General features: G+C 67.2%; 25 protein-coding genes. 13 read left to right on the top strand and 12 right to left on the bottom strand.

What is annotated here, in order from left to right; all coding sequences use genetic code 11:
• Window positions 1–4: 4 nt before the first annotated feature.
• Together clpA and gloB are read right to left on the bottom strand one after the other, a co-directional pair.
• Window positions 5–2,332 (bottom strand): ATP-dependent Clp protease ATP-binding subunit ClpA, encoded by a 2,328-nt coding sequence (gene clpA / locus VK682_RS00180; protein ID WP_089841849.1) that lies wholly within the window; start codon window positions 2,330–2,332, stop codon window positions 5–7.
• Between the two features lie 152 nt (window positions 2,333–2,484).
• On the bottom strand, window positions 2,485–3,240 hold the full coding sequence (gloB, locus tag VK682_RS00175; protein WP_324781275.1) for a hydroxyacylglutathione hydrolase: 756 nt from the start codon (window positions 3,238–3,240) through the stop codon (window positions 2,485–2,487).
• A gap of 69 nt (window positions 3,241–3,309) precedes the next feature.
• Between gloB and VK682_RS00170 the strand changes: the two genes are divergently transcribed.
• The 6 genes from VK682_RS00170 (at window position 3,310) to VK682_RS00145 (ending at window position 9,362) form a co-directional block, all read left to right on the top strand.
• Complete coding sequence (locus VK682_RS00170; protein WP_089841844.1) at window positions 3,310–4,059, top strand: methyltransferase domain-containing protein; 750 nt, start codon at window positions 3,310–3,312, stop codon at window positions 4,057–4,059.
• A gap of 372 nt (window positions 4,060–4,431) precedes the next feature.
• Entirely contained in the window at window positions 4,432–4,998 is a 567-nt protein-coding gene (locus VK682_RS00165) for a F0F1 ATP synthase subunit delta (protein ID WP_089841841.1), read from the top strand.
• The gene (gene atpA / locus VK682_RS00160) at window positions 4,999–6,537 is read left to right on the top strand and encodes a F0F1 ATP synthase subunit alpha (RefSeq protein ID WP_089841837.1); all 1,539 of its coding nucleotides are present in this window, start codon (window positions 4,999–5,001) and stop codon (window positions 6,535–6,537) included.
• A gap of 21 nt (window positions 6,538–6,558) precedes the next feature.
• A complete protein-coding gene (locus tag VK682_RS00155) occupies window positions 6,559–7,434 on the top strand; it encodes a F0F1 ATP synthase subunit gamma (protein ID WP_089841833.1) in 876 nt (291 codons plus the stop codon).
• Between the two features lie 16 nt (window positions 7,435–7,450).
• On the top strand, window positions 7,451–8,875 hold the full coding sequence (gene atpD / locus VK682_RS00150) for a F0F1 ATP synthase subunit beta (protein WP_089841829.1): 1,425 nt from the start codon (window positions 7,451–7,453) through the stop codon (window positions 8,873–8,875).
• Window positions 8,876–8,924: 49 nt separating this feature from the next.
• Window positions 8,925–9,362: a F0F1 ATP synthase subunit epsilon gene (locus tag VK682_RS00145; protein ID WP_089841826.1), complete on the top strand. Its 438-nt coding sequence runs from the start codon at window positions 8,925–8,927 to the stop codon at window positions 9,360–9,362.
• A gap of 69 nt (window positions 9,363–9,431) precedes the next feature.
• Here the strand turns inward: VK682_RS00145 and VK682_RS00140 are convergent, their stop codons facing one another.
• A complete protein-coding gene (locus VK682_RS00140; RefSeq protein ID WP_230797785.1) occupies window positions 9,432–10,313 on the bottom strand; it encodes a LysR family transcriptional regulator in 882 nt (293 codons plus the stop codon).
• 98 nt (window positions 10,314–10,411) lie between these two features.
• On the opposite strand from VK682_RS00140, the gene VK682_RS00135 reads away from it, so the two are divergent.
• Window positions 10,412–11,731: a serine hydroxymethyltransferase gene (locus tag VK682_RS00135; protein WP_230797784.1), complete on the top strand. Its 1,320-nt coding sequence runs from the start codon at window positions 10,412–10,414 to the stop codon at window positions 11,729–11,731.
• A 36-nt stretch (window positions 11,732–11,767) separates the two neighbouring features.
• Here the strand turns inward: VK682_RS00135 and VK682_RS00130 are convergent, their stop codons facing one another.
• A complete protein-coding gene (locus tag VK682_RS00130; protein ID WP_230797783.1) occupies window positions 11,768–13,234 on the bottom strand; it encodes a mannitol dehydrogenase family protein in 1,467 nt (488 codons plus the stop codon).
• The gene (uxuA, locus tag VK682_RS00125) at window positions 13,231–14,448 is read right to left on the bottom strand and encodes a mannonate dehydratase (RefSeq protein ID WP_230797782.1); all 1,218 of its coding nucleotides are present in this window, start codon (window positions 14,446–14,448) and stop codon (window positions 13,231–13,233) included. Before uxuA ends, VK682_RS00130 begins: the two co-directional genes overlap by 4 nt.
• A 102-nt stretch (window positions 14,449–14,550) precedes the next feature.
• Here uxuA and VK682_RS00120 point away from each other — a divergent pair, with 102 nt between their 5' ends.
• The 6 genes from VK682_RS00120 to VK682_RS00095 all read left to right on the top strand — a co-directional run bounded on the left by VK682_RS00120 (window position 14,551) and on the right by VK682_RS00095 (window position 20,315).
• The gene (locus VK682_RS00120) at window positions 14,551–15,291 is read left to right on the top strand and encodes a GntR family transcriptional regulator (protein ID WP_230797781.1); all 741 of its coding nucleotides are present in this window, start codon (window positions 14,551–14,553) and stop codon (window positions 15,289–15,291) included.
• A 3-nt stretch (window positions 15,292–15,294) separates the two neighbouring features.
• Complete coding sequence (locus tag VK682_RS00115) at window positions 15,295–16,266, top strand: TRAP transporter substrate-binding protein (protein WP_380714853.1); 972 nt, start codon at window positions 15,295–15,297, stop codon at window positions 16,264–16,266.
• A gap of 75 nt (window positions 16,267–16,341) precedes the next feature.
• Window positions 16,342–16,854: a TRAP transporter small permease gene (locus VK682_RS00110; RefSeq protein ID WP_230797780.1), complete on the top strand. Its 513-nt coding sequence runs from the start codon at window positions 16,342–16,344 to the stop codon at window positions 16,852–16,854.
• 3 nt (window positions 16,855–16,857) lie between these two features.
• Window positions 16,858–18,135 (top strand): TRAP transporter large permease, encoded by a 1,278-nt coding sequence (locus tag VK682_RS00105; RefSeq protein WP_089841801.1) that lies wholly within the window; start codon window positions 16,858–16,860, stop codon window positions 18,133–18,135.
• A gap of 17 nt (window positions 18,136–18,152) precedes the next feature.
• The gene (locus tag VK682_RS00100; protein ID WP_230797779.1) at window positions 18,153–19,199 is read left to right on the top strand and encodes an L-idonate 5-dehydrogenase; all 1,047 of its coding nucleotides are present in this window, start codon (window positions 18,153–18,155) and stop codon (window positions 19,197–19,199) included.
• Window positions 19,200–19,262: 63 nt separating this feature from the next.
• Window positions 19,263–20,315 carry an Ldh family oxidoreductase gene (locus tag VK682_RS00095; protein ID WP_324781274.1) on the top strand — a complete coding sequence of 351 codons (1,053 nt, stop codon included), beginning with the start codon at window positions 19,263–19,265 and terminating at the stop codon, window positions 20,313–20,315.
• 191 nt (window positions 20,316–20,506) lie between these two features.
• Here VK682_RS00095 and VK682_RS00090 read toward each other — a convergent pair whose 3' ends face one another.
• From VK682_RS00090 to VK682_RS00060, 7 genes are read right to left on the bottom strand one after another with little or no spacing between them, the layout of a single operon-like run.
• Window positions 20,507–21,244 carry an ABC transporter permease gene (locus VK682_RS00090; protein WP_324781273.1) on the bottom strand — a complete coding sequence of 246 codons (738 nt, stop codon included), beginning with the start codon at window positions 21,242–21,244 and terminating at the stop codon, window positions 20,507–20,509.
• A complete protein-coding gene (locus VK682_RS00085; RefSeq protein WP_324781272.1) occupies window positions 21,241–21,963 on the bottom strand; it encodes an ABC transporter ATP-binding protein in 723 nt (240 codons plus the stop codon). The genes VK682_RS00090 and VK682_RS00085 overlap by 4 nt, the downstream gene beginning before the upstream one ends.
• Complete coding sequence (gene tenA, locus VK682_RS00080; protein WP_324781271.1) at window positions 21,960–22,631, bottom strand: thiaminase II; 672 nt, start codon at window positions 22,629–22,631, stop codon at window positions 21,960–21,962. The genes VK682_RS00085 and tenA overlap by 4 nt, the downstream gene beginning before the upstream one ends.
• Complete coding sequence (locus VK682_RS00075; protein WP_324781270.1) at window positions 22,628–23,563, bottom strand: ABC transporter substrate-binding protein; 936 nt, start codon at window positions 23,561–23,563, stop codon at window positions 22,628–22,630. Before VK682_RS00075 ends, tenA begins: the two co-directional genes overlap by 4 nt.
• Window positions 23,560–24,564, bottom strand: a complete 1,005-nt coding sequence (locus VK682_RS00070; protein ID WP_324781269.1) for a ThiF family adenylyltransferase — start codon at window positions 24,562–24,564, stop codon at window positions 23,560–23,562. Before VK682_RS00070 ends, VK682_RS00075 begins: the two co-directional genes overlap by 4 nt.
• Entirely contained in the window at window positions 24,561–25,157 is a 597-nt protein-coding gene (locus VK682_RS00065) for a thiamine phosphate synthase (RefSeq protein ID WP_230797772.1), read from the bottom strand. Before VK682_RS00065 ends, VK682_RS00070 begins: the two co-directional genes overlap by 4 nt.
• Window positions 25,154–25,927 carry a thiazole synthase gene (locus VK682_RS00060; protein ID WP_230797771.1) on the bottom strand — a complete coding sequence of 258 codons (774 nt, stop codon included), beginning with the start codon at window positions 25,925–25,927 and terminating at the stop codon, window positions 25,154–25,156. Before VK682_RS00060 ends, VK682_RS00065 begins: the two co-directional genes overlap by 4 nt.
• Window position 25,928 lies beyond the last annotated feature (1 nt).

The following is a 25,928-nucleotide window of genomic DNA, read 5'->3' as shown; positions in this document are numbered from 1 at the left end:
TGGATCAGTCGGCGGTCAGCAGCGGCGGCTTGCGCGATGACAGCCGCAGCTTGTCCGGGCCTTCGGTCTTCAGCACCAGTTCGCCATCCTTGACGGTGACCTTGACCAGACCGCCCTTGGTGAGCTTGCCGAACAGCAGTTCTTCGGCCAGCGGCTTCTTGATGTGCTCCTGAATCACGCGGCCCAGCGGGCGGGCCCCCATCTTGTCGTCATAACCCCGGTCCGCGAGCCATTCGGCGGCGGGCTTGGTCAGTTCGATGGTCACGTTGCGGTCCATCAGCTGCGCTTCAAGCTGAAGCACGAACTTTTCGACCACGGACAGGATCACCTGCTTCGGCAGCGGCTGGAAGCTGATCACCGCGTCCAGACGGTTGCGGAATTCCGGCGTGAACGTCCGTTCGATCGCCGCCGTATCCTCGCCCTCGCGCCGTTCGCGGCCAAAGCCGATGGCGGCCTTGGCCATGTCCGCCGCCCCCGCGTTCGAGGTCATGATCAGGATCACGTTGCGGAAATCCACCGACCGGCCGTTATGGTCGGTGAGCGTGCCGTGGTCCATCACCTGCAGCAGGATGTTGAACACATCCGGATGCGCCTTCTCGATTTCGTCGAGCAGCAGCACGCAATGCGGATGCTGGTCAACGCCATCGGTCAGCTGCCCGCCCTGATCAAAGCCGACATAGCCCGGAGGCGCGCCGATCAGACGGCTGACCGCGTGTTTCTCCATGTATTCCGACATGTCGAAGCGCAGCAGTTCCACCCCAAGCGACGAGGCCAGCTGTTTTGCGACCTCGGTCTTGCCCACGCCGGTCGGCCCCGCGAAGAGGTAGTTGCCGATGGGCTTTTCCGGCTCGCGCAGGCCGGCCCGCGCCAGCTTGATCGCCGAGGACAGCGCCACGATGGCGTCGTCCTGACCAAAGACCACGCGCTTCAGCGTCGCCTCCAGATCCTTCAGAACCTCGGCATCGTTCTTGCTGACGTTCTTCGGCGGGATGCGGGCGATCTTGGCGACCACATCCTCGATCTCCTTGGCACCGATGGTCTTGCGCCGCTTGCTTTCGGCAACAAGATGCTGCGCCGCCCCCGCCTCGTCGATCACGTCGATCGCCTTGTCGGGCAGCTTGCGGTCGTTGATGTAGCGCGCGGACAGTTCCACCGCCGATTTGATCGCGTCAGCGGTGTATTTGACGTGGTGATGGTCCTCGAAATAGGGCTTGAGACCCTTGAGGATTTTCACCGTGTCTTCCACCGACGGCTCGTTCACGTCGATCTTCTGGAACCGGCGCGACAGTGCGCGGTCCTTTTCGAAGTGCTGGCGGAACTCCTTGTAGGTGGTGGAGCCCATGGTGCGCAGCTTGCCGCCCTGCAGGGCAGGTTTCAGCAGGTTGGAGGCATCCATCGCCCCGCCGGAGGTGGCGCCCGCGCCGATCACCGTGTGGATCTCGTCGATGAACAGCACCGCGTCGGGATGTTCTTCCAGCTCATTGACCACGGCTTTCAGCCGCTCTTCGAAATCGCCGCGATAGCGGGTGCCCGCCAGCAGGGCGCCCATGTCCAGCGAATAGATCGTGGTCTTGGACAGCACCTCGGGGGTGTCGCCGTTGACGATCTTGCGCGCCAGACCTTCCGCGATGGCGGTCTTGCCGACGCCGGGGTCACCCACCAGCAGCGGATTGTTCTTGCGACGGCGGCACAGCACCTGAATGCAGCGTTCCACCTCGGAATGGCGCCCGATCAACGGATCCACGTCGCCCTTGCGGGACTTCGCGTTCAGATCGACGCAATATTTGGCCAGAGCCGATTCCTTGTTGTCGGCGGCCTGTGCGGTCTCGGCTTTCGTTTCTTCCTCCGACTCCTGCGCGCCGGTGACCGGGCGGCTCTCGCCATAGGCGGGGTTCTTGGCCACGCCATGCGCGATGAAATTGACCGCGTCGTAGCGGGTCATGTCCTGCTCCTGCAGGAAATAGGCGGCATTGCTTTCGCGTTCGGCAAAGATGGCGACCAGCACGTTGGCGCCCGTCACCTCGGTACGGCCGGAGCTTTGCACATGGATGGCGGCGCGCTGGATCACCCGCTGGAAGGCGGCGGTCGGCACGGCTTCGGAACCCTCGACATCGGTGACGAGGTTCGACAGATCTTCGTCGATGAATTCCACCAGCGTGGTGCGCAGTTCCTCGGTGTCGACGGAACAGGCCTTCATGACACGGGTGGCGTCGGGCTCGTCCACCAGTGCCAGCAGCAGGTGTTCAAGGGTCGCGAATTCGTGGCTGCGCGAATTGGCCAGCGCCAGCGCCGAATGGATTGCCTGCTCCAGAGTGTTAGAGAATGAAGGCACGGCGTGCTCCTTCCTGTCTGCGTCGGACCTGCGCCCAACTTTGCCTCTTGCGGTTAAAGTTTGGTCGATACCGACCATCCTTCAAGTGTTTTCTGGGGGCGCGCCGCTCACATTTGCCGCGAGGTCCGCAACGTGGCGTGAAAAGCAGCGGCTCAGAAGCGGTCCTTCCTGGCACGTATTTCGGCAAAAACCTCGGCATCGGTGGCCTTGGTCATACCGAGCCCCGCCCGGATGGCGGGAACGTGCGGGCGCAAGAAGGGGTTGGTGGCCAGTTCCTCGGACAGCATGCAGGCGGCGGTGGGGCGTCCCTCTGTCCGGGCTTTGGCGATGGCGTCGACCCGAGATTTAAGCGTGGCGCTGTCTGGTTCAATGGTCAAAGCAAATTTCGCATTTGATGTGGTGTATTCGTGTCCGGAATAAACAATTGTTTCGGACGGCAGGGCGGCCAGCCGCTGCAGGCTGTCCCACATCATCGCGGGCGTGCCCTCGAACAGCCGACCGCAGCCAAGCGCCATCAGGCTGTCGGCGGTGAACACGGCCTCCGCCTCCGGCATGTAGAACGCCACATGGCCCAGCGTATGGCCGGGCACGTCGATCACCCTGACCGCGAGTCCCGCCACCTGCAGACTGTCTTCGCCGCGAACTGCCTGATCCATGGGCGGAATCTTGTCCGCCTCGGCGGCGGGGCCGATCACGCGGCAGCCATAGCGGGCGCGCAGCGGCTCGATGCCGTCGACATGATCCCAGTGGTGATGCGTGACCAGAATCGTGTCCAGCCCCCAGCCCCGCGCGTCCAGAGCGGCCTCGATCGGGGGTGCGTCGGGTGCGTCAATCAGGCAGACTCCGTCGGGGCCTTTCACCAGATAGGCATAATTGTCGTCTAGGCAGGGGACGGTGACGATTTCCATAGGCATTTACTTTTCCTTCTCGGCTTTGCCAGACTGCACTCAGCTTGACGGAAGGGGCGCGGAGCCGCAATGCATCTGGATGTTCAGACCCTGCGCGATTTTTACTACCGCAGTGCGCTTGGGCGCGCAGCGCAGCGCGCCGTGCGCGATCAGGTGCTGCGATTCTGGCCCGAAGCGCAGGGCCAGACCGTAGCGGGATACGGCTTTGCGGCCCCGTTGCTGCGGCCCTACCTGTCGCAGGCGCGGCGGGTGATCGCGCTGATGCCCGGACCGCAGGGGGTGATGCCATGGCCTGCGGGCCTGCCTTCGGTGTCGGTGCTGGTGGAGGAAACGCGCTGGCCGCTGGAAACCGGGCATGTCGACCGGCTGGTGGTCATGCACGGGCTGGAGACGACCGACAGCGCGTCGGATCTGCTGGACGAATGTTACCGCGTGCTGGGGCCGGGGGGCGAGGTGCTGTTCATCGTGCCCAACCGCTCGGGGCTCTGGGCACGGTCCGATGCCACGCCGTTCGGCTATGGCCGTCCCTATTCGCTGAGCCAGCTTGATACCCAGCTGAAGCAGCATGATTTCCTGCGCATGGCCAATGCCTCCGTGCTCTATCAGCCGCCCTCGACCCGGCGGTTCTGGATGAAGACTGCGCCGGCATGGGAACGCATCGGGCGGGCCATTCCGGCGGTGATGGCGGGCGGCGTGCTGATCGTGCGCGCCTCGAAGCGGCATCCGCCGCAGCGCACCGGGCTGGGCCAGAAAGTGCGGGTGCCGAATCCGCTGGGCGTGCTGGCGCCGGGCTCCGGATCAAAGCCGAAGGTGGTCTGACCCGCACCGGATTCGCCGCACCGCCGGAACCGGGCGCAGAGGGGTGCGAGTTTTCTTTTTTCCGAATGTGTTAACCCGCCAAAACCGGGGTTCGCGCTAACGCGGGGCGCGGCACCACGTCGCGCCCCGCAGCGCGGAGATCACGAAAAAAAGAGTATTTCCATACCGCTGGCGGAGTCAGGCCTGCCCAAGGGCTGCACAGGGTGCAAAAAGCGCCTGTGACATGAGTCTTAAAACGCCGTTAGTATGTTGCGAGGGAAGGGAGGCTCTGCTAGATCGGCCCTGATTTCGACGCCTTGAAGGCATCAGGGCAGGGACAACGCCTCCGGACGCCGGCTCACCCGCGCGTCGCGGGGGCCTCATATCGGAAGGGTGGACGTGTCTGAACCAGCTTCGATCTCCAGCGGCATCGCGGCACGCTATGCCACGGCGATCTTCGGGATCGCCAAAGAGAATTCCCAGCTCGAAGCGCTGGAAGGCAGCATCGCCGACCTCAGCGCCGCGCTTGATGACAGTGCCGACCTGCGCGATCTGATCGCGTCTCCGATCTATACGCGTGCGGATCAGGGGCAGGCCATGGGCGCTGTCGCGGCCCGCATGGACCTGATCCCGGTGATGCAGAACGCGCTTGGCGTCATGGCTGCCAAACGCCGCCTCTTTGTGCTGCCGCATGTGCTGCGCAAGCTGCGCGAGATGATCGCGGCAGAGAAGGGCGAAGTGACCGCAGAGGTGATTTCGGCAGTGGAACTGAGCCCTGAACAGCGGAGCCAGCTTGCCGAGACGCTGACGGCCCGGATCGGCTCGGACGTGAAGATCAAATCGACCGTGGATGAAGGCCTCATTGGCGGTCTCGTTGTTAAGGTGGGCTCGAAGATGATCGACACCTCGATCCGCGCGAAGCTCAACTCTCTCCAGAATGCAATGAAAGAGGTCGGATAAATGGGTATCCAAGCAGCCGAGATTTCTGCGATCCTAAAGGAGCAGATCAAGAACTTCGGTCAGGAGGCCGAAGTCGCCGAAGTGGGTCGTGTGCTTTCCGTCGGTGACGGGATTGCCCGGGTCCATGGTCTCGACAGCGTGAAGGCCGGCGAGATGGTGGAGTTTCCCGGCGGCATCATGGGGATGGCGCTGAACCTCGAAACCGACAACGTCGGCGTCGTGATCTTCGGCTCCGACCGCGACATCAAAGAAGGCGATGTCGTCAAGCGCACCAACTCCATCGTGGACGTGCCCGCAGGCGAAGCCCTGCTGGGCCGCGTTGTCGATGGTCTGGGCAACCCGATCGACGGCAAGGGCCCCATCGCCACCACCGAACGCCGCGTGGCGGACGTGAAGGCGCCGGGCATCATCCCGCGGAAATCGGTGCACGAGCCCATGGCGACCGGCCTGAAGGCCGTGGACGCGATGATTCCGATCGGTCGCGGCCAGCGCGAACTGATCATTGGCGACCGTCAGACCGGCAAGACCGCCATCGCGCTCGACGCCATCCTGAACCAGAAGTCCTATAACGACGCCGCAGGCGACGACGAAAGCAAGAAGCTTTACTGCGTCTATGTCGCCATCGGCCAGAAGCGGTCCACCGTGGCCCAGCTGGTGAAGCGTCTGGAAGCCACCGGCGCCATCGATTATTCGATCGTCGTGGCCGCCACCGCGTCGGACCCCGCGCCGATGCAGTTCCTTGCGCCCTATGCCGCGACCGCCATGGCGGAATATTTCCGCGACAACGGCAAGCACGCGCTGATCATCTATGATGACCTGTCCAAGCAGGCCGTGGCTTACCGCCAGATGTCGCTGCTGCTGCGCCGTCCGCCGGGCCGTGAAGCCTATCCGGGGGACGTGTTCTATCTCCACTCGCGCCTGCTGGAGCGCTCGGCCAAGCTGAACGAAGATCACGGCGCAGGCTCGCTGACCGCGCTGCCGATCATCGAAACGCAGGGCGGCGACGTGTCGGCCTTCATTCCGACCAACGTGATCTCGATCACCGACGGCCAGATCTTCCTTGAAACCGAACTGTTCTTCCAGGGCGTGCGTCCTGCGGTGAACACCGGTCTGTCGGTGTCCCGCGTGGGCTCCTCGGCGCAGACCAAGGCGATGTCCTCGGTGGCGGGTCCGGTGAAGCTGAGCCTTGCGCAGTATCGCGAAATGGCGGCCTTCGCCCAGTTCGGCTCCGACCTCGACGCGGCGACGCAGAAGCTGCTGAACCGTGGCGCGCGTCTGACCGAACTGATGAAGCAGCCGCAGTATTCGCCGCTGACCAACGCCGAAATCGTCTGCATCATCTTCGCAGGCACCAACGGCTATCTGGACAGCGTTCCGGTCCGCGAAGTGGCGAAATACGAAGCAGCGCTGCTGGCGTTCCTGCGCGGCCAGCGCAAGGACATCCTCGACTGGATCGAAACTTCGGATCCGAAGATCAAAGGCGAACCCGCTGACAAGCTCAAGGCTGCGCTCGACGAATTCGCCGCAACCTACGCCTGAGCGGCCTGAAAGGACGGGATCATGCCTAGCCTAAAGGACCTCAAGAACCGGATCTCCTCGGTCAAATCGACCCGGAAGATCACGAAGGCCATGCAGATGGTGGCCGCCGCAAAACTGCGGCGGGCCCAGGATGCTGCCGAAATGTCGCGGCCCTACACCGAGCGTTTCAACAAGGTGTTGGGTGCGCTGGCCGGGTCGGTGGCGGGCAGCTCGACCGCCCCGAAACTGCTGGCAGGAACCGGTAAGGACGACGTGCATCTGCTCGTCGTCATGACTGCGGAACGCGGGCTCTGCGGGGGCTTCAACAGCTCCATCGTGAAGCTGACCCGCATCCATGTGGAAAAGCTGCGCGCGGCAGGCAAGACGGTGAAGATTCTCACCGTCGGCAAGAAAGGCCGCGAACAGCTCAAGCGGGATTATGGCAACCTGTTTGTCGGCCATGTCGACCTGAGCGAGGTGAAGAAGCTCGGCTATGCCGAGGCGCAGTCCGTCGCCAAGGACGTGCTGGCCCGTTTCGACGCGGGCGAGTTCGACGTCGCCACGATCTTCTACGCGAAATTCCAGTCGGTGATCTCCCAGACGCCGACCGCGCAGCAGATCGTCCCCGCCAAGTTCGAAACTGTCGAGGACGCGGGCGAGTCCACGCTCTATGACTACGAACCCGGCGAGGAAGCCATCCTTGCCGACCTTCTGCCCCGTGGTGTCGCAACCCAGATCTTCTCGGCTCTGCTGGAGAACGCCGCTTCGGAACAGGGGGCTCGGATGAGCGCCATGGACAACGCCACGCGCAACGCGGGCGACATGATCGACCGGCTGACGATCGAATATAACCGGTCGCGGCAGGCGGTCATCACCAACGAACTCATCGAAATCATCTCGGGCGCCGAGGCGCTCTAAGAACCGGAGACGATAAATGGCAAACGCAAATGGCAAAGTGACCCAGGTCATCGGCGCCGTGGTCGACGTTCAGTTCGACGGCCACCTGCCCGAGATTCTGAACGCCCTGACCACCGAGAATGACGGCCGTAAACTGGTTCTGGAAGTGGCGCAGCACCTTGGCGAATCCACCGTGCGCACCATCGCGATGGACTCCACCGAAGGTCTGGTCCGCGGTCAGCCCGTGACCGACACCGGCGGCCCGATTTCCGTGCCCGTGGGCAACGCGACGCTGGGCCGCATCCTGAACGTCGTGGGCGAGCCCGTGGACGAGCAGGGCCCGGTCAATGCCGACGAATACCGGTCCATCCACCAGCCCGCGCCGATGTTCGACGACCAGTCGACGGAATCGGAAGTGCTGGTCACCGGGATCAAGGTCATCGACCTGCTGGCCCCCTATTCCAAGGGCGGCAAGATCGGCCTGTTCGGCGGCGCCGGTGTGGGCAAGACCGTTCTGATCATGGAACTGATCAACAACATCGCCAAGGTGCACTCGGGCTATTCCGTGTTCGCCGGTGTGGGCGAGCGGACCCGTGAAGGTAACGACCTTTACCACGAGATGATCGAATCGAACGTCATCAAGCCCGACAACCTGTCGGAGTCGCAGGTGGCGCTTGTTTACGGTCAGATGAACGAGCCTCCGGGCGCGCGTGCCCGCGTGGCGCTGACCGGCCTGACGCTGGCCGAACAGTTCCGCGACCAGTCCGGCACCGACGTTCTGTTCTTCGTGGACAACATCTTCCGCTTCACGCAGGCAGGCTCGGAAGTGTCGGCTCTGCTGGGCCGGATCCCTTCCGCCGTGGGCTACCAGCCGACGCTGGCCACCGACATGGGCGCGATGCAGGAACGCATCACCTCCACCAAGAACGGGTCGATCACGTCGATTCAGGCCGTCTACGTTCCCGCGGACGACCTTACCGACCCGGCGCCCGCCACCACCTTCGCCCACCTCGACGCGACCACGGTTCTGTCGCGCTCCATCTCGGAGCTTGGCATCTACCCGGCTGTGGACCCGCTCGACAGCTCGTCGCGTCTGCTTGACCCGGCGGTGATCGGCGAAGAGCACTATCAGGTCGCGCGTGACGTGCAGGGCATCCTGCAGCGTTACAAGTCGCTGCAGGACATCATCGCCATCCTCGGGATGGACGAACTGTCCGAAGAGGACAAGCTGACCGTCTCGCGCGCGCGCAAGATCCAGCGGTTCCTGTCGCAGCCCTTCGACGTGGCAAAGGTGTTCACCGGCGCCGACGGCATTCAGGTGCCGCTGGAAGACACGATCTCGTCGTTCAAGGCGGTTGTGGCTGGCGAATACGACCACCTGCCCGAAGCGGCCTTCTACATGGTGGGCGGCATCGCCGACGTGCTGGCCAAGGCCGAGAAGATGGCTGCCGAAGCCGCCTGATCGCGTAACGACCCGGGGGGCCTCGTGCCCCCCATAACCGGAGGCCCAAATGGCTGAAACGATGCAATTCGATCTGGTGAGCCCCGAGCGCAGCCTGATGTCGGCGCAGGTCACGGCGGTGTCGATCCCGGGGGCCGAGGGCGATCTGACGGCGATGCCCATGCATGCGCCGATGATCACCACCCTGCGTCCGGGCATCCTCAAGGTCGAGACCGAGAAGGGCACGCAGGAATTCGTCGTGACCGGCGGCTTCGCCGAGATCGGCGCCAGCGTGACGGTTCTGGCGGAAAAAGCCGTGCCGCATGCCGACATGGATCAGGCCACCTACGAGGCGCTGGTGCAGGAGGCACACGAATCCTACCTGTCGCTGAAAGCGGCGGATACCGGCAACGAGCCGGGCCGCGTGGCCGAGGCCGCGAAGCTGCTGCAGGACATGGTGGCCGTGGGCACGCATATCGGGCTGGACCCGAAGCAGCCCAACCTCTGACCGGCAGATCCTGACAGATCTCAAGGCCCCGCCCCGTGCGGGGCCTTTTGCCGTTCCGGGGCGGCAGGGTCAGGCCAGATGTTTCAGCGCCGCCATGACCTGTGCCATGCGCGGATTGCGCCGCGCCTCGGGAAGGGACCACAGCGCAAGGTGGCGGGGCAGCGTCACCCGCGCGGCAAAGGGCGCCACCAGCGCGCCGCTGGCCAGATGCTGCGCCACCAGCGCGCCATGCGCCATCAGCACCCCCGCGCCCTGAAGCGCCTCCTGCAGCGCCAGCGCATAAAGCGAAAACACCGGCCCGCGCGGGCTCAGATCCAGACCCGGTGCGGCGATGGCGGCCCAGTGGGCCCAGTCTTCGGACCATGTGGCATCGGTCAGGCAGACCGCATGGCGCAGGTCGGCGGGGGTGCTGAGGCGGCGCGCCAGATCGGGGGTGCAGACCGGCAGGATCTGGTCCGCGCCCAGATCCACGGCGCCGGGGGGCAGCTCGCGCGTGTAGAACAGGCACAGGTCAAAGGGCACGCGTTTGAGGTTGGGCGGCTGTTCCAGCGCTGTCACCGACACGTCGACGCCCGGCAGCCGCGCCCGCAGCGCGGGCAGGCGCGGGCCAAGCCACAGCTGTGCCAGCGCGGGCAGGGCGGCCACATGCACCCGCGCCGGGGCCGCGTCGTGGCGCAGCCCGCGCATCGCCGCCGCCAGCCCGTCAAAGGCCGCGACAAATTCCGGCAGGGCGCGCTGGCCCAGCGGTGTCAGCCGCACGCCGCGCGCGTGCCGGTCGAACAGCGGCGCACCCAGATCCTGCTCCAGCGCCTTGATCTGCGCGGCCACCGCCCCCGGGCTGACCTGAAGCTCCTCTGCCGCCTGCGCGAATCCTCCCAGCCGCGCTGCGGCTTCAAAGGCGCGCAGCGCGTTCAGCGAGGGCAGGCGGGGGAAGGGCGGCGCGACGGGCATTCGAGACTCAGATTTTCTGACCCTATATTTCAGGAAAGCTTGGTTGTGGCAAAGGGGCAGCGGCGCGATGATCGGCGGCAGTCGCACAGGAGCCCGTCATGACCGTTCATCCCGCCCAGCCTTGGCTATCGCCCGCCGCCACCGCCCGCATCACCACGCTTCAGGAGGCGCTGCCGCAGGACAGCGCGGGGCTGGACGCGCGGCTGCACCAGCTTGTCGCGGACAACCGCCAGATCCACGAACGCGCCTGTTTCAACCTGAACCCCGCGACCAATGTGATGAACCCGCGCGCCGAGGCGCTGCTGGCCTGCGGTCTGGGCTCGCGCCCCTCGCTGGGCCATCCGGGCGAGAAATACGAGATGGGGCTGGAGGCGATCGAAGAGATCGAGGTCATCGCCGCCCAGCTGGCCTGCGAGATCTTCCATGCGAAACATGCCGAAATCCGGGTGGGCTCGGGCGCGCTGGCCAATCTTTACGCCTTCATGGCGACCACGAAACCCGGCGACGCGATCATCGCGCCGCCGGCTTCGGTGGGCGGGCATGTGACCCATCACGCGGCGGGCTGTGCCGGGCTTTACGGACTGACCACGCATGAGGCGCCGGTGGCTGCCGATGGCTATGGCCTTGATCTTGAAGACCTGCGGGCGCTGGCGCAGCGGGTGCGGCCCAAGCTCATCACCATCGGCATGAGCCTCAACCTGTTCCCGCATCCGGTGGCAGAGATCCGCGCCATCGCCGACGAGGTGGGGGCAAAGGTGCTGTTCGACGCGGCGCATCAATGCGGCATGATCGCGGGCGGGATCTTTGCCGATCCGCTGGCCGAGGGCGCGCATCTGATGACCATGAGCACCTATAAAAGCCTTGGCGGGCCTGCGGGCGGGCTGATCGTGACCAATGACGACGGGCTGGCGCAGCGGCTGGATGCCATCGCCTATCCGGGCCTGACCGCAAATTTCGACGTGGCGAAATCGGCGGCGCTGGCGCTGTCGCTGCTGGACTGGCGCGACTGCGGCGCGGGTTATGCGCGGGCCATGGTCGATACCGCGCAGGTGCTGGCCGAGGCGCTGGAGGCAGAGGGCCTGCCGGTGTTCCGCACCACGCGCGGCATCACCGCCTCGCATCAGTTCGCGCTGGAGGCAGAGGTCTGGGGCGGCGGGCAGGCGGCCTCGCATCTGCTGCGCCGGGCCGGGATGCTGGCCTGCGGCATCGGCCTGCCGCGCCCGCCCGTGGCGGGGGATGTGAACGGGCTGCGGCTTGGCACGCCGGAACTGGTGCGCTGGGGCATGACGCCCGATCACATGCCGCGTCTGGCCGGGCTGATCGCCGCCGCGCTGCGCAGCGAGGTGCCGGAGCAGCTTGCCCCCGAAGTGGCGGCATGGCGGCAGGAGTTCACCCAGCTGCATCATATCCGCAGCTGAGGTGGTAGGGGGCCCGCTTGGCGGGCCCCTTTGGGCTCAGGCGGCTTCTGCCGCGATGGCGGCGGGCATGCCGTCGCGCAGCATCCGGTCCAGCCGGGTGATGACGGCGGTGCGGAACGTGGCATCCTGCGCCAGTGCGGCGGGCACCAGCCCCGGCAGCGCGAATAGCGCGCCTGCCACGGCCTCCGCCCCGTCGGCGCCCGACACGGCCTTGGTCAGCGCCGCCTCGCGCGGGTCGCGCAGGGCATAGGCCGTGCCGTCATCGTGGCGGCCCAGCGTGTAGCGCATCCATGCGGCGGTGGCGAAAGCGAAGGCGTCAAGCGGCTGGCCCTGCGCCTGTGCCAGCAGCGCAGGCGCAAGGATGCGCTGCGGCAGCTTTTCGGTGCCGTCCATGGCGATCTGGTAGGTGGCATGGGCCAGATGCGGATTGGCGAAACGCGTGGTCAGCGCCGTGGCATAGGCGGCAAAATCCACGCCGTCCAGCGGAGCAAGCGTGGCGGCGGCGGCGTCCAGATGCCGGGCCACCAGCCGCGCCAGCGCGGCATCGCCCATCACGTCGCGCACAAAGTCGTGCCCGGCCAGAAACCCCGCATAGGCCAGCATGGAATGCGCGCCGTTGAGCATCCGCAGCTTCATGTCCTCGAACGGGCGGACATCGGTGGCAAAGATCGCGCCGCCCGCTTCCCATGCCGGGCGCCCGGTGGGGAAGTGATCCTCGATCACCCATTGCCGGAAGGTTTCGGTCTCGACGGCGGCGGCATCTTCCAGCCCGGTCAGCTGCCGCGCCAGCGCCAGCGTCGCGTCAGTGCGGGCCGGGGTGATGCGGTCGACCATGGTGGCGGGAAAGGCCACCTCGGTCGCGATGTGATCCGCCAGATCGGGTGCGGCGGCACGGGCGAAATCGGTGAGCCAGCCGCGCAGCATCGGGCCGTTTTCCGGCAGGTTGTCACAGCAGAGCACGGTAAAGGCCGGGATGCCCGCCGCGCGCCGCGCCGCCAGCGCCTGCAGCAGCAGTCCCGCCACGCCCTGCGGCGCGTCGGGATGGGCCAGATCATGGGCGATGGCGGGATGGCTGCGGTCGATGCCGCCGGTGGCGCGGTCGATGCCATAGCCCTTTTCGGTCACGGTCAGCGACACGATGCGGGTGGCGGGATCGGCCAGCGCGGCGGTAATCTCTGCCCGCGCGTCTGCCAGACAGGCGGCGCGGGCGATGGCGCCGATCACGCGGGCGCTTGTGCCCTCTGCCCCGCGTTCGATCAGGGTATAGCGGCCTTCCTGCGGGGTCAGCTCGGCAGCGGGGTCCGGGCTGCGCAGGCTGACGCCGAAGATGCGCCAGTCGCCGCCCGCCGCCGCCAGCGCATCCTCGGTATAGGCGGCCTGATGCGCCTTGTGAAAGGCGCCCAGACCGATATGCACGATCCCCATGCCATGCGCCTGCGGGGCGTAGCCGGGGGCCGTGACGGCCTCCGGCAGCGGGGAGGTGGCGGACAGGCGCGCGGTCATGCCGTTTCGCGCGCGATGCGCGGTTCGAGGGCGGCGATGATGCCGCGAAGTTCCGCGAGCCCCTTGAGCCGCCCGATGGAGGGGTAGCCCGGCTGCGCGCGGCGGCCCAGATCGTCAAGGATGTCCTGCCCGTGATCGGGGCGGAACGGGATGGACCAGTCGGCGCGGCCCGCGGCACGGCGGCGGGCCTCTTCGCGCAGCGCGGCTTCGACCAGCGCCACCATGTCGGTGTCGCCGCCCAGATGCTCGGCCTCGTAGAACGAGCCGCGGATGCCGTCGCTTTCGCGGGTGACGTTGCGCAGGTGCAGGAAATGCACACGGTCGCCAAGCCGCTCCATCATGCCGGGCAGGTCATTGTCGGGCCGCGCCCCCAGCGAGCCGGAGCACAGCGTGATGCCGTTGGCGGGACGGTCCACCGCCTGCATCAGCTTGGTGTAATGCGCCTCGGTCGACATGACGCGCGGCAGACCCAGCAGCGGGAAGGGCGGATCGTCGGGGTGGCAGCACATGCGCAGGCCAAGTTCCTCGCAGGTGGGGATGACCTCGGACAGGAAATCCACCAGATGACCGCGCAGCGTGTCTTCGGTCATGGCGGCATATTGCGCCAGATGGGCGCGCACGTCGTCCAGCGTGAAGCTTTCGGCGGAACCGGGCAGGCCGAACACCACGTTCTTGGCCAGCGCCGCCTTCTCCGCGTCGCTGAGTTCGGCAAGGCGGCGGGCGGCGGCCTCTTTCAGCGCGTCGTCATAATCTTCGGCGGCACCGGGGCGCTGCAGCACATGCAGGTCGAACACCGCGAAGTCGATCAGATCGAAGCGCATGCAGGTGGCGCCGCTGCGCAGCCGCCATGCCAGATCGGTGCGGGTCCAGTCCAGCACCGGCATGAAGTTGTAGCAGATCACCTCGATCCCGGCATCGGCAAGGTGGCGCAGGCTGGTGCGGTAGGCGTCGATATGTGCGCGCCAGTCGCCCTGCTGCTTCTTGATGTCTTCGGACACCGGCAGGCTTTCCACCACGTCCCAGCCGATGCCGGACGGGCTGCCATCAGACAGCTGGCCCACTTCGGCCTGCCGCTGCGCGATCTCTTCCGGGGTCCAGACCGCCCCGGTGGGCACATGGTGCAGCGCCGACACGATCCCCGTCGCGCCCGCCTGCACCACATCGTCGATGGAGACCAGATCCTTCGGTCCGAACCAGCGCCATGTCTGTTGCACGTCATGTCCTCCCACTGTCGAGTTTCGGAACGGGATTAGCAGCATTCTGGATTGCTGACTAGTATGGAAGTATGGTAGCGACGCGCCATGGTGGGAGGAATCATGAAAACGGATCAGGATCCGGTCCATGCGCTGGACCCCACCTCGGCCATTGCCCCGCAGATCGCGCGCATCCTGCGCGACCGCATCATCCGCAACCAGCTGAGCCCCGGCAACCGCATCTCGGAATCCGAGATCGCGCGCGGCTGGGATGTCAGCCGCCAGCCGGTGCGCGAGGCCTTCATCAAGCTGGCCGAACAGGGGCTGGTGGCGATCCTGCCGCAGCGGGGCACGGTGATTTCCCGCATCGCCTATTCGGCGGTGATGGACGCCCGTTTCCTGCGCGAGGCGATCGAGGCCGACATTTCCACCATCCTTGCGCATCGCGCCGATGCCGCACTGGTGGCCGAGCTGCGCGCGCAGCTTGTGGCGCAGGAACGGGCCGCCGAGCGGGACCGCGACGAGTTCATCGCGCTGGACGAGCGGTTTCACCGCACGCTGGCCGAGGCGGCGGGCAAGGGCGGGGCGTGGAAGCAGATCGAGGGGCTGAAATCCCAGATGGACCGAGTGCGCTTCCTGTCGCTGCACCGCTTTCCCATGGCCAAGCTGATCGCCCAGCACAGCGCCATCGTCGAGGGCATCGCCCATGGCGACTGCGCCGAGGCCGAAGGCGCGATCCGCCGCCACATGCGCGAGATCCTGTTCGACCTGCCGGAAATTCTGTCCGCGAACCCCGAGTTTTTCGACCTGCCGGAGGGGGATCTTCCCGCTCCGGTCAATGTACCCATCCAAGGAGGAGACTGACCCATGGCCCTGACCTGGAAAACATCCGCGCTTGCCGCCGCCACCGCCGTGCTGATGGCGGTGCCCGCCGTGGCACAGGAGGTCACGCTGAAGCTTGGCCACCTCGCCAACGAGGAAAACTCGTGGCACAAGGCCTCCGTCAAGTTCGGCGAAGAGCTGTCGGCGCTGACCGATGGCCGCATCGCCGTCGAGGTCTATCCCAACGAATCGCTGGGCAAGGAAATCGACCTGATCAACGGCATGCAGCTTGGCACCGTGGACATGACCATCACCGGCGAAAGCCTGCAGAACTGGTCGCCCATGGCGGCCCTGCTGGCGGTGCCCTATGCCTATCGCTCGCTGGAGCATATGGACGAGGTCGCCAGCGGCGAGATCGGCGACCAGATCGAGGCGCAGATCCTGCAGAACGCGCAGATCCGCCCCATCGCCTATTTCGCCCGCGGCGCGCGTGAACTGACCGCCAACCGCGCCATCAGCACGCCCGACGATCTGCAGGGCCTGCGGATGCGCGTGCCCAACGTGCCGCTCTTCGTGGACGTGTGGCGGTCGCTGGGCGCGCAGCCCACCCCGATGGCCTTCTCCGAGGTGTTCACCTCGCTGCAGAACGGCACCATCGACGCGCAGGAAAACCCGCTGGCGCTGATCCGCTCGGCCAATTTCAACGAAGTGCAGAGCCATGTGAACCTGACCGATCACGTCCGGTCGTGGATTTACCTGACCATTTCGGAACTGACCTGGGCCAAGCTGTCCGAAGAAGATCAGGCCGCCGTCATGGAAGCCGCCGCCCGCGCGCAGGACTACGAGCGTGGCCTGTTCGAGCAGTCGCTGGCCGATGACCGCGCATGGCTGGAAGAGAACGGCATGACCTTCCACGAGGTGGACGCCGCCGCCTTCCAGGCGAAAGCCAAGGATGCCGTGCTGTCGAACGTCTCCGACGAGATCAAGCCCATCGTGGAAGATCTGTTCAACAACTGATCGGCCGAGGTCGATCCGCCCGGCCCCGCGCCTCCCGCGGGACCGGGCCCCTTCTTCAACCCGCAGGACAAAAGCATGAAAGCAGCCGAGCGCATCATTCAGGCCATCGTGGTCCTTGCCCGGATCGGGGCTGGGCTGGCCTTTCTTCTTCTCATCATCGCGGTGCTGGTGCAGGTGGTGGGCCGTACGACGGGCAATTCGCCGGTCTGGTCCGAGGAACTGACCCGCTTCGCGCTGCTCTATCTGGTGGCTTTTGGTGCGGGCCTGTCGCTGCGCACCGGCGACATGGTCAATGTCGACGTGATCTCGGAAAACCTGCCCGGCAAGCTGCCGTGGATCCTGCGGCTGGTTTCGGCTGCGGCGACGGCGGGTCTTGCGCTGTATCTGCTGCCGCATGCGTGGCGCTTCACCGCCATCGGGCAGATGCAAAGCTCGCCCGCGCTGGGGCTGAAGATGAGCTATGTGCATTTTACCGTGTTCCTGTTCCTTGCGCTGCTGGCGCTTTTCGCCGTGCTGCGGGTGATCGCCATGCTGACCGGCGCTGAAGACGGCAAACCCGAAAAAGCGCTCGACGCGCCGGAGATCTGATCCATGGAAGTCTGGATTCTGTTTGCCGTCTTTGTGGGCGGCCTTGTGGTGGGGATTCCCGTCGCGATCACGCTGGGGCTGTCCTCGCTGGTCTATCTGCTGATGTCGGGCATCCCGCCCGTGGTCATGCCGCAGAAGATGTATGCGGGCATGGACGTGTTCGTGCTGCTGTCCATTCCCGGCTTCATCCTTGCCGGCAACCTGATGAATCAGGGCGGCATCACCAACCGCATCATTCGCTTCGCGCAGGCGCTGATCGGCTGGGTGCGCGGCGGGCTGGGCCTGACCAATATCGCGGCCTCCATGCTGTTTGGCGGCATCACCGGCACGGCGGTGGCGGATGCCGCCTCCATCGGCGGCGTGATGATCCCCGGCATGAAAAAGGCGGGCTATCCGGCGGCCTTTTCCGCTGCGGTCACGGCGGCCTCGTCCACCGTGGGCCCGATCATTCCGCCCTCGGTGCCGATGATCATCGTCGGCGCGCTGTCGGGCATTTCCGTGGGCAAGATGTTCCTTGCAGGGGCGGTGCCGGGCATCCTGATGGGGCTTGCCATGATGGTCACCGCCTACTGGATTTCGCGCCGCAACAACCACCCGCGCGAGGCATGGGCGGGCTGGGGCGAGGTCGCGCGCAGCTTTGCGGGCGCCTTCTGGGCGCTGTTCATGACCTTCCTCATCGTCTACGGCCTGCTGTCGGGCCTGTCGACGCCCACTGAAACCGCCGTGGTCGCCAGCGTCTATGCGCTGCTGGTGGGGGTGCTGATCTACCGCGAACTGCGCCTGCGCGCGCTGCCGGGCATCATCATCGAAAGCGCGGTTTCGGCGGCGGGCATTCTGGCGCTGGTGGGCTTTGCCAATGTCTTTGGCTGGATCCTCGTGTCGGAACGCATCCCGCAGGCCATCGCGGACGGGGTTCTGGGCATCACCGACAACAAGTTTCTGGTGATCCTCATCATCAACCTGCTGCTGCTGTTTGTCGGCATGTTCATGGAAACCATCGCGGCGCTTATCATCCTGTTCGTGCCGCTTCTGTCGCTGGCGGAGGCGGTGGGGATCGACCCGCTGCATTTCGCCACCTTCGCGGTGCTGAACCTGATGATCGGCCTGACCACGCCGCCGGTGGGGGTGTGCCTCTTCGTCTGCGCGGGCATCGCCCGGCTGCCGCTGGCGCCAGTGGTGGTGGCCATCGTGCCCTTCCTGCTGACGAACATCCTTGTGCTGCTGCTGGTGTCCTATATCCCCGCACTGGCCACATGGCTGCCCAACACCCTGATGCCCTGAGGGAGAGAGACCTGACTATGGACACGCGCGTCTGCCGCCTGCTGAAGCAGGAAGACATCCGGATCGAAACGCTTGCCGTGGCCGAACCCGGCCCCGGCGAGGTGCTGCTGGCCGTGGCCGCAGGCGGTATCTGCGGATCGGATCTGCATTATTACCAGCATGGCGGCTTTGGCCCCATCGTGGTCAAGGAACCGATCATCCTTGGTCATGAAGCCTCGGGCCGGGTGCTGGCGGTGGGGGCGGGCGTCAGCCATGTCGCCCCCGGCGATCCGGTGGCGATCAACCCGTCGCGCCCCTGCGGTTCCTGCGAATACTGCGAAAAGGGCCTGCCGACCCATTGCCTGAACATGCGCTTTTCCGGATCCGCCATGCGGTTTCCGCATGAACAGGGACTGTTCCGCGACCGCATCGTGGTCGATGCCGCGCAGGCGGTGAAGGTCAGCCGCGAGGTGTCGCTGGCCGAGGCCGCCTGTTCCGAACCTCTGGCGGTCTGCACCCATGCGCATGCCATGTCCGGCGGCACCGAAGGCAAGCGCGTGCTGGTCACCGGATCCGGCCCCATCGGCGTGCTCTGCGCCGCCATCGCCGCCGCCAATGGCGCGGCACAGGTGGTGGTGACCGACCTGCAGGATTTCCCGCTGTCGAAAGCCGCCGAAATGGGCGCGACCGAGGTGATCAACACCGGCAGCCAGTCCGACCGCTTTGCCCGCTTCACCGAGGGCAAGGGCTATTTCGACGTGGCCTTCGACTGTTCGGCGGCCTCGCCCGCCATCGCTTCGGCCATCGCGGCGCTGCGTCCGCAGGGGCGGCTGGTGCAGGTCGGCACCGGCGGCAGCGCCACCATCCCGCTCAGCATGCTGGTGGGTAAGGAACTGTCGTGGCAGGGCACGCAGCGCTTCCTGCGCGAGGATTTCGAGGCGGCGGCAGAGGCGATTTCCACGCGCCGCGTCGACGTGCGCCCGATGATCACCGGCGCCTATCCACTGGAGGAGGCCGATGCCGCCTTCAAGGTGGCAGGCGACCGCAGCCGCGCCGTGAAGGTGCATCTGACCTTCGCGGACTGATCCACATATCCGGGGCGGCCTGCGGGCCGCCCCACTCATGACCGACGGGAGGAGGAGACCCCGATGACAGACCGTTACGCCCGCGAGGCGCTCAAGACGCTGGCGCAGGACATGCTGAGCAAGGGCGGGCTTGCCGCCGACAAGGCCGAAGTGGTGGCCGAACTGCTGGTGCGCACCGACGAGCTGGGCGTCACCACGCATGGCCTGTCCATGGTGCCCTATTACCTGCCGGAACTTGCCTCGGGGAACATGACCCGCGACGGCGTGCACGAGGTGGTGTCGGATCGCGGCGCGACGCTGGTCTGGGATGGCAACTATCTGCCCGGTCACTGGATCATGCAGCAGGCGCTGGAGGTCTGCATGGACCGCGCCCGCGAGCTTGGCGTGGTCTGCCTGTCGATCCGGCGCAGCCATCACATCGGCTGCCTGTCCACGCTGACCCGGATCGCCGCCGCGCAGGGGCTGATCTGCATGATCTCCACCTCCGATCCGTCGGGGCGCTGGGTCGCGCCTTTTGGCGGCACCGATGCGGTGCTGACCCCGAACCCGTGGGCCGTGGGCTATCCCGCCGCCGATCACCCGGTGCTGATCGACACCTGTGCCTCCATCACCACGGTGTCGAAGGTGCGCGAGCATATCAACAGCGGCACGCAGTTTGCGCATCCGTGGATGCTGGACTCGCAGGGCAATGCCACCACGGATCCCACCGTGGTCAACCAGACCCCCAAGGGCACGATCCTGCCGGTGGGCGGGGCGGATCACGGCCACAAGGGCTATGCCATGGCGCTGACGGTAGAGATGCTGACGCAGGCGCTGTCCGGGCATGGCCGGTCCGAAGACGTGACGCGCTGGGGCGGCAACGTCTTCCTGCAGATCATGGATCCGGCGGCCTTTGCCGGGGCCGATCCCTTTGTGCGCGAGGTGGAGGCGCTGAACGCCGCCTGTCGCGCCAGCCGTCCCGCGCCCGGGTTCGATGCCGTGCGCATCCCCGGCGACCGCGCGGCGCGGATGCTGGACCGCAGCCGGACCGAGGGCATCGCCCTGCCGGACGAGGTCTGGACCCGCGTGCGTGCCGCCGCCGAAACTCTGGGCGTGGCGCTGCCCTCGGCCTTGTGAGCACAAAAGATGTTTCCCGGGTTGCCCTTTGGCCCGGGATACGATTTTAGGACGCTATCAGTCGGGGCCGGGGCTGCCATCTGCCCCTCCCGACCGGACGCCCCGCTGCCCACCAGCGGGGCGTTTTCGTGTCTATGGGGGCGAGCGCTGGCGTGGCGCCTCCAGCTCACTTTAGTCTCCGCGCTTCCAGCTCACCTTAATCTCCGCGCTTCCAGCGCGAGGCACCCCCGGTCCACGGCCCGGTGCAGCGCCAGCGTCAGCACCGCCAGCACCAGCAGCGCCGCGAACATCAGGTCGGTCTTGGCCCGCCCGTTGGCCAGCAGCATCAGATAGCCCAAGCCCCGCGACGCGCCCACCCATTCGCCCAGCACCGCACCAATGGGGGCATAGACCGCCGCCAGCCGCAGCCCGGACAGAAAGCCGGGCAGGGCGGCGGGGATGCGGATGTGCCACAGGATGCGGGCGGGACTGCCGCCCATCACCCGCGCCATCGCCGCCCACCCCGCAGGCGGGCGCATCAGCGCGTCAAAAAACGCCGAGGTCACCGGGAAATAGATGATGAGCAGGGTCATGGCGATTTTCGATCCGATGCCATAGCCGAACCACAGCGTCAGGATCGGCGCCAGCGCGAAGACCGGCACCGCCTGACTGAACACCAGAAGCGGGCGCAGGAGCCGTGCCGCCCCCGGCGACAGCGCCAGCCCCACCGCCGAGATCCAGCCCAGCCCTGCGCCCAGAGCCAGCCCGGCCAGCACCTCGGTCAGTGTCACCATGGCATGATCGGCGAGCAATGCCCGGCTGGTCCAGAGCGTGCCCGCCACCCGCAGCGGATCGGGCAGGATGAAGGGCGGCATGGCCAGCAGCGTGACCGCGCCCTGCCACAGCGCCAGTGCCAGCATCACCGGCAGGAACAGGCGCAGCGCGGTCATGCGGCCTCCAGCAGCAGGCGGGTCAGGCGCCCGGTGGCGGAGAGCGTGGCGGTGGCATCGGGGGCGCGGGGCGGCGCGTCGGGGGGCGGCTCCACGGCGCGGATCTGTCCTCCCGCCAGCAGCAGGATGCTGTCGCCAAGCCGCGCCGCCTCGGCGGCGTCATGGGTCACATGCAGCACCGTGCGTCCGCGCAGCGCATGGGCGGCCATGTCCTGCACCGCCAGCCGTGTGGCGACATCCAGCGCGGAAAACGGCTCGTCCAGCAGGACCACGGGGCGATCCTCCAGCAGGGTGCGGGCCAGCGCCACGCGCTGCCGCTGCCCGCCCGACAGCGCGCCGGGCTTGCGCGCGCCCATGCCTGCAAGGCCCAGCCTGTCCAGCAGCGCCTCGGCCTGCGCACGCGAAGGGCGCGTGCCGCGCAGCCGGGCGCCGATGCGGATATTGTCGCAAAGATCAAGCCAAGGCAGCAGCAGGTCGGTCTGGGCCATCAGCGCCACCCGCCCCGCCAGCGGCGCGCCATCCCCGGCGCGGGCCGATCCGTCCAGCGTCACGGCGCCGGACGTGCCCGCCAGCAGGTGCAGCAGGCTGGATTTGCCCGCGCCCGACGGCCCCAGCAGGCAGCACCAGCCGCCGCCGGGCACGGCCAGATCCAGCGGCCCGAACAGCACCCGGCCCCCGACGCGGGCGGTGCCGGTCAGCCGCAGCGCCGGGGCGGTCACGCGAGGCCCATGTCCCAGAACCCCACCTCCAGCCGGGTGGCGGTGCGGAAGGTCTGGCACAGATCGCCCCAGCGCGGGCTGACCTCGGGGGCTGGCCCCAGACGCCGGGCCGCCACGCCATCCAGCAGCGCGCCCATTTCGGCGCAAAGCTGCTGGTAGCCGGGGCTGGCATAGGTGTCGATCCAGTCGCGATAGGGGCTGTCGCGCTCTGCCTCGCGCGACAGGCGCTGCCCGATCTCGCCATAGCCCAGCACGCAGGGCGCGAGCGCCGCCAGCAGATCCAGCACATCGCCGGCATGGCCGGTGGCCAGCACGAAGCGGGTATAGGCCAGCGTCGCGGGCGCCTCTTCGACCTGCTGCAGCCGGGGTTCGGGCAGGCCCGCCTCGGCGCAGATGCGGATGTGCAGCGGCAGTTCCTCGGACAGCAGCGCCTGCACGGTGGCCGCACAGGCGCGCATGTCGGCCACGGTATCGGCCTTGGTTACCGCCAGCGCCCATGCCCGCGAAAACTGGATCAGGAACAGGTAATCCTGCACCAGATAGCGCAGGAAATTTTCGCGCGGCAGCGACCCGGTGCCCAGCCCCGCCACGAAGTCGTGCCGGGTATAGTCCTGCCAGACCGGGGCGCAGGCATCGCGCCAGAGCGGAAAGGTGCGGCCATAGCTCATTGCGGCGCCCCCAGATCCCGCGCCAGACCGACCACGTCGCGCGGCGTCTCGATCAGCCCGGCCTCGTGCAGGAAGGTTTCGAACCGGGCATAGCGGGCGTGGTCCAGCGCGGCGGGGCGCAGGGCAAAGCGTGGCAGCGTGTCGGTCCAGGCCTGCGCGTTCAGCGCGTCATCAAGTTCGGGCGCCGAGTCCGCAAAGATCCGCCAGCTGTCTTCGGGGTGGTTGACCATATACTGCACCGCGCGTTCGGTGGCGGCCAGAAAGCGGCTGATCCGGTCAGGGTCCAGCGTGTCGGGATTGGCGACATAGATCAGTTCGTCATAGGGCGGCAGCCCGTGTTCTTCGGGGAAGAAACAGCGGCCTTCGATGCCTTCCAGCGCCATCTGGGTCAGTTCGAAATTGCGGAAGGCGCCGATCACCGCATCGACCTGCCCGGACATCACCGCAGGCGACAGTGACCAGTTGACGTTCACCATTTCCAGATCGCCGGTGCCAAGCCCGGCGGGGGCCAGCATCGCGGCCAGCATCGCCTCTTCGACGCCCGCGACCGAAAAGCCCACCTTGCGCCCGCGCAGATCGGCGATCTGCTGCACCGGGCCATCCGCCAGCACCAGCAGGCAGTTGAGCGGCGTGGCGACCAGCGTGCCGACGCGGGTCAGCGGCATGCCTTCGGCCACCTGCAGATGCAGCTGCGGCTGATAGGACACCGCCAGATCGGCGCGGCCTGCGGCGGCCATCTTGGGCGGATCGGAGGGGTCGGCGGGGGCGATCACCTCGACCTCCAGCCCGGCATCAGAGAAATAGCCCAGTTCCTGCGCCACGATGATCGGCCCGTGATCGGGGTTCACGAACCAGTCCAGCACCAGCGTCAGACGGTCCTGCGCGGCGGCGGGACCGGCCAGCAGCAGAAGGGGAAGCAGAAAGCGGATCATGAAGGGTCTCCATTTGGGTCGCCCATGGCGAGAAGGACAATTTCGCCGTCCCAGTCTTTGGCCAAGTCCTTGGCCCAGACCGGGGCGAGCTGTTGTGCGGCCTGCCAGGAGCGCAGGCCGGAGCGGCAGCAGAGCACGGCGCGGCGACCGGGGGCGGGGGGCTGTGCGGTGACGATCCCCTCCACGCTCAGCCGCTGCGCGTCGGGATGGACCAGCGGCGCCTCGGTCGCCGCGCGCAGGTCGACGATCCAGTCGCTGCTCCGCAGGTCGGAGGCGGCGATGAAGCGCGGGCTTTGCGCCGGTTCGGGGGCGCCATGGAAGGCGAAGCCGCCGAAGCGCAAGGTGGCGGCATCGACGCTGACCAGCCGCCCCAGCGGCGACGGATCGAGCCGCCCCGCCAAGGCCAGCGCCATCTGCGCCTGCAGGCTGCCCAGCAGGCCCACCACCGGACCCAGCACGCCGTCTTCGGCACAGGATCCCATGCGGGCGGGCAGGTCGGGGAACACCGCGCGCAGGCTCGGCGCCCCGCCGCAGAACGCGCCCACATAACCTTCGAGCCCCAGCACCGAGGCGCTGACCAGCGGGCGGTCGCTGTCGCGGCAGAGATCCGACAGGATGTAGCTGACCGCAAAGCTGTCGGCGCAGTCGAGGATCAGGTCGCAGCCTTCCGCCAGCGCGTCGGCATTGGCGGGATCAAGCGCCTGCGCGATGGCCTCCACCTCCACCTCGGGGTTCAGCGCGCGCAGGCTGCGGGCGGCGGCACAGGCCTTGCGCGCACCGATGTCACTTTCGCGGAACAGCGTCTGGCGGTGCAGGTTGCCCCGGTCGACGCGGTCGGGATCGACAAGGCGGATATGCCCCACCCCGGCCCCCACCAGATAGGGCAGCACCGGCGCGGCAAGCCCGCCCGCGCCGACCACCAGCAGCCGCGTGGCGCGCAGCCAGTCCTGCGCCACCGCGCCAAAGCCGGGCACGGCGATCTGTCTGTCATAGCGGCTCATCTCGTGGCCTCGATCCATGTGGCCAGCCGCGTCTCTGGCGTGGGGTTCAGGGTGATGTCGGTGACCACCGACACGATGTCGGCCCCCGCGCCAAAGGCCTGCGGCGCCCGCTCGGGGGTCAGCCCGCCGATGGCCACCAGCGGCAGCGCGCCGATGCGGTCTTTCCACAGCCGGACCCGGTCCAGCCCCTGTTCGTGCCATTTCATCTTCTTGAGGATCGTCGGCCAGACCGGCCCCAGCGCCACGTAATCGGGCGCGCAGGACAGGGCGCGGTCCAGTTCCGCCTCGTCATGGGTGGAGATCCCCAGCCGCAGACCGCCCCGGCGCAGCACCGGCAGATCGGCCTCGTCCAGATCCTCCTGCCCCAGATGCACCCAGTCGCAGCCCAGTTCCAGCGCCAGCCGCCAGTGATCGTTGACCACCAGCACCGCCCCCGCCGCCCGGCACAGATCGCGCGACGTGGCCAGAAGCGGGCGCAGTTCGGCCTCGGGGCGGTCCTTGATCCGCATCTGCACCAGCTTCACCCCCAGCGGCAGGGCAAGGCGCAGCCAGTCGGGATGGTCGAAGATCGGGTAAAAGCGGTCGAGCCTCATGCCAGCACCGCCAGTCCCAGCAGCGGGGTGGAGGGCGCGGCCATATCGCGCGGCTCCATCGGGTCGGCCTCATAGGCCAGCCGCCCCGCCTCCAGCGCGCGGGCAAAGCCTGTTGCCATGGCGGCGGGATCGCCCGCGCGGGCCACGGCGGTGTTCAGCAGCACGGCGTCAAATCCCAGTTCCATGGCGCGGGCGGCCTGACTGGGCAGGCCAAGCCCGGCATCGATCACCATCGGCACCTCGGGGAATTGCGCGCGCAGGGTGCGCAGCCCGTAAAGGTTGTTAAGCCCAAGCCCGGTGCCGATCGGCGCGCCCCAAGGCATCAGCACCTCGCAGCCCACATCCAGCAGGCGGCCCCCCAGCACGCCGTCTTCGGTGGTATAGGGAAAGACCTTGAACCCGTCGGCGCAGAGGATGCGCGCCGCCTCCAGCAGGCCGAAGGGATCGGGCTGCAGCGTGTCGGCATGGCCGATCACCTCCAGCTTGATCCAGTCGGTGCCGAAATATTCGCGCGCCATATGGGCGGTGGTCACCGCCTCGCGCACGCTGTGGCAGCCGGCGGTGTTGGGCAGCACCGGCAGGCCCAGATCGCGGATCATGTCCCAGAAGGCCGCGCCCTCGGCACCGCCCGCCGCCTCGCGCCGCAGCGACACGGTGGCGATGCCCGCGCCGGAGCGGCGGAACGCCTCGGCCAGCACCGAGGGCGAGGGGTATTGCGCCGTGCCCAGCATCAGGCGCGAGGCGACTTCGGTTCCGTAAAAGACGGGCATC

Origin of the sequence: Salipiger marinus (genome assembly GCF_035481585.1) — a bacterium.
Taxonomy (GTDB): domain Bacteria; phylum Pseudomonadota; class Alphaproteobacteria; order Rhodobacterales; family Rhodobacteraceae; genus Salipiger; species Salipiger marinus.
This window is presented reverse-complemented; position numbering and strand designations above follow the sequence as displayed.

Excerpts from the sequence above, each read along its gene's own strand:
- VK682_RS00075 (WP_324781270.1), bottom strand. The coding sequence starts at position 23,563 with ATGATCCGCTTTCTGCTTCCCCTTCTGCTGCTGGCCGGTCCCGCCGCC.
- VK682_RS00070 (WP_324781269.1), bottom strand. The coding sequence starts at position 24,564 with ATGAGCCGCTATGACAGACAGATCGCCGTGCCCGGCTTTGGCGCGGTG.
- VK682_RS00095 (WP_324781274.1), top strand. The coding sequence starts at position 19,263 with ATGACAGACCGTTACGCCCGCGAGGCGCTCAAGACGCTGGCGCAGGAC.
- VK682_RS00140 (WP_230797785.1), bottom strand. The coding sequence starts at position 10,313 with ATGCCCGTCGCGCCGCCCTTCCCCCGCCTGCCCTCGCTGAACGCGCTG.
- VK682_RS00060 (WP_230797771.1), bottom strand. The coding sequence starts at position 25,927 with ATGCCCGTCTTTTACGGAACCGAAGTCGCCTCGCGCCTGATGCTGGGC.
- VK682_RS00110 (WP_230797780.1), top strand. The coding sequence starts at position 16,342 with ATGAAAGCAGCCGAGCGCATCATTCAGGCCATCGTGGTCCTTGCCCGG.
- VK682_RS00145 (WP_089841826.1), top strand. The coding sequence starts at position 8,925 with ATGGCTGAAACGATGCAATTCGATCTGGTGAGCCCCGAGCGCAGCCTG.
- VK682_RS00155 (WP_089841833.1), top strand. The coding sequence starts at position 6,559 with ATGCCTAGCCTAAAGGACCTCAAGAACCGGATCTCCTCGGTCAAATCG.
- VK682_RS00115 (WP_380714853.1), top strand. The coding sequence starts at position 15,295 with ATGGCCCTGACCTGGAAAACATCCGCGCTTGCCGCCGCCACCGCCGTG.
- atpD (WP_089841829.1), top strand. The coding sequence starts at position 7,451 with ATGGCAAACGCAAATGGCAAAGTGACCCAGGTCATCGGCGCCGTGGTC.
- VK682_RS00130 (WP_230797783.1), bottom strand. The coding sequence starts at position 13,234 with ATGACCGCGCGCCTGTCCGCCACCTCCCCGCTGCCGGAGGCCGTCACG.
- gloB (WP_324781275.1), bottom strand. The coding sequence starts at position 3,240 with ATGGAAATCGTCACCGTCCCCTGCCTAGACGACAATTATGCCTATCTG.
- VK682_RS00100 (WP_230797779.1), top strand. The coding sequence starts at position 18,153 with ATGGACACGCGCGTCTGCCGCCTGCTGAAGCAGGAAGACATCCGGATC.
- VK682_RS00090 (WP_324781273.1), bottom strand. The coding sequence starts at position 21,244 with ATGACCGCGCTGCGCCTGTTCCTGCCGGTGATGCTGGCACTGGCGCTG.
- VK682_RS00135 (WP_230797784.1), top strand. The coding sequence starts at position 10,412 with ATGACCGTTCATCCCGCCCAGCCTTGGCTATCGCCCGCCGCCACCGCC.
- VK682_RS00170 (WP_089841844.1), top strand. The coding sequence starts at position 3,310 with ATGCATCTGGATGTTCAGACCCTGCGCGATTTTTACTACCGCAGTGCG.
- VK682_RS00105 (WP_089841801.1), top strand. The coding sequence starts at position 16,858 with ATGGAAGTCTGGATTCTGTTTGCCGTCTTTGTGGGCGGCCTTGTGGTG.
- VK682_RS00120 (WP_230797781.1), top strand. The coding sequence starts at position 14,551 with ATGAAAACGGATCAGGATCCGGTCCATGCGCTGGACCCCACCTCGGCC.
- VK682_RS00065 (WP_230797772.1), bottom strand. The coding sequence starts at position 25,157 with ATGAGGCTCGACCGCTTTTACCCGATCTTCGACCATCCCGACTGGCTG.
- atpA (WP_089841837.1), top strand. The coding sequence starts at position 4,999 with ATGGGTATCCAAGCAGCCGAGATTTCTGCGATCCTAAAGGAGCAGATC.
- tenA (WP_324781271.1), bottom strand. The coding sequence starts at position 22,631 with ATGAGCTATGGCCGCACCTTTCCGCTCTGGCGCGATGCCTGCGCCCCG.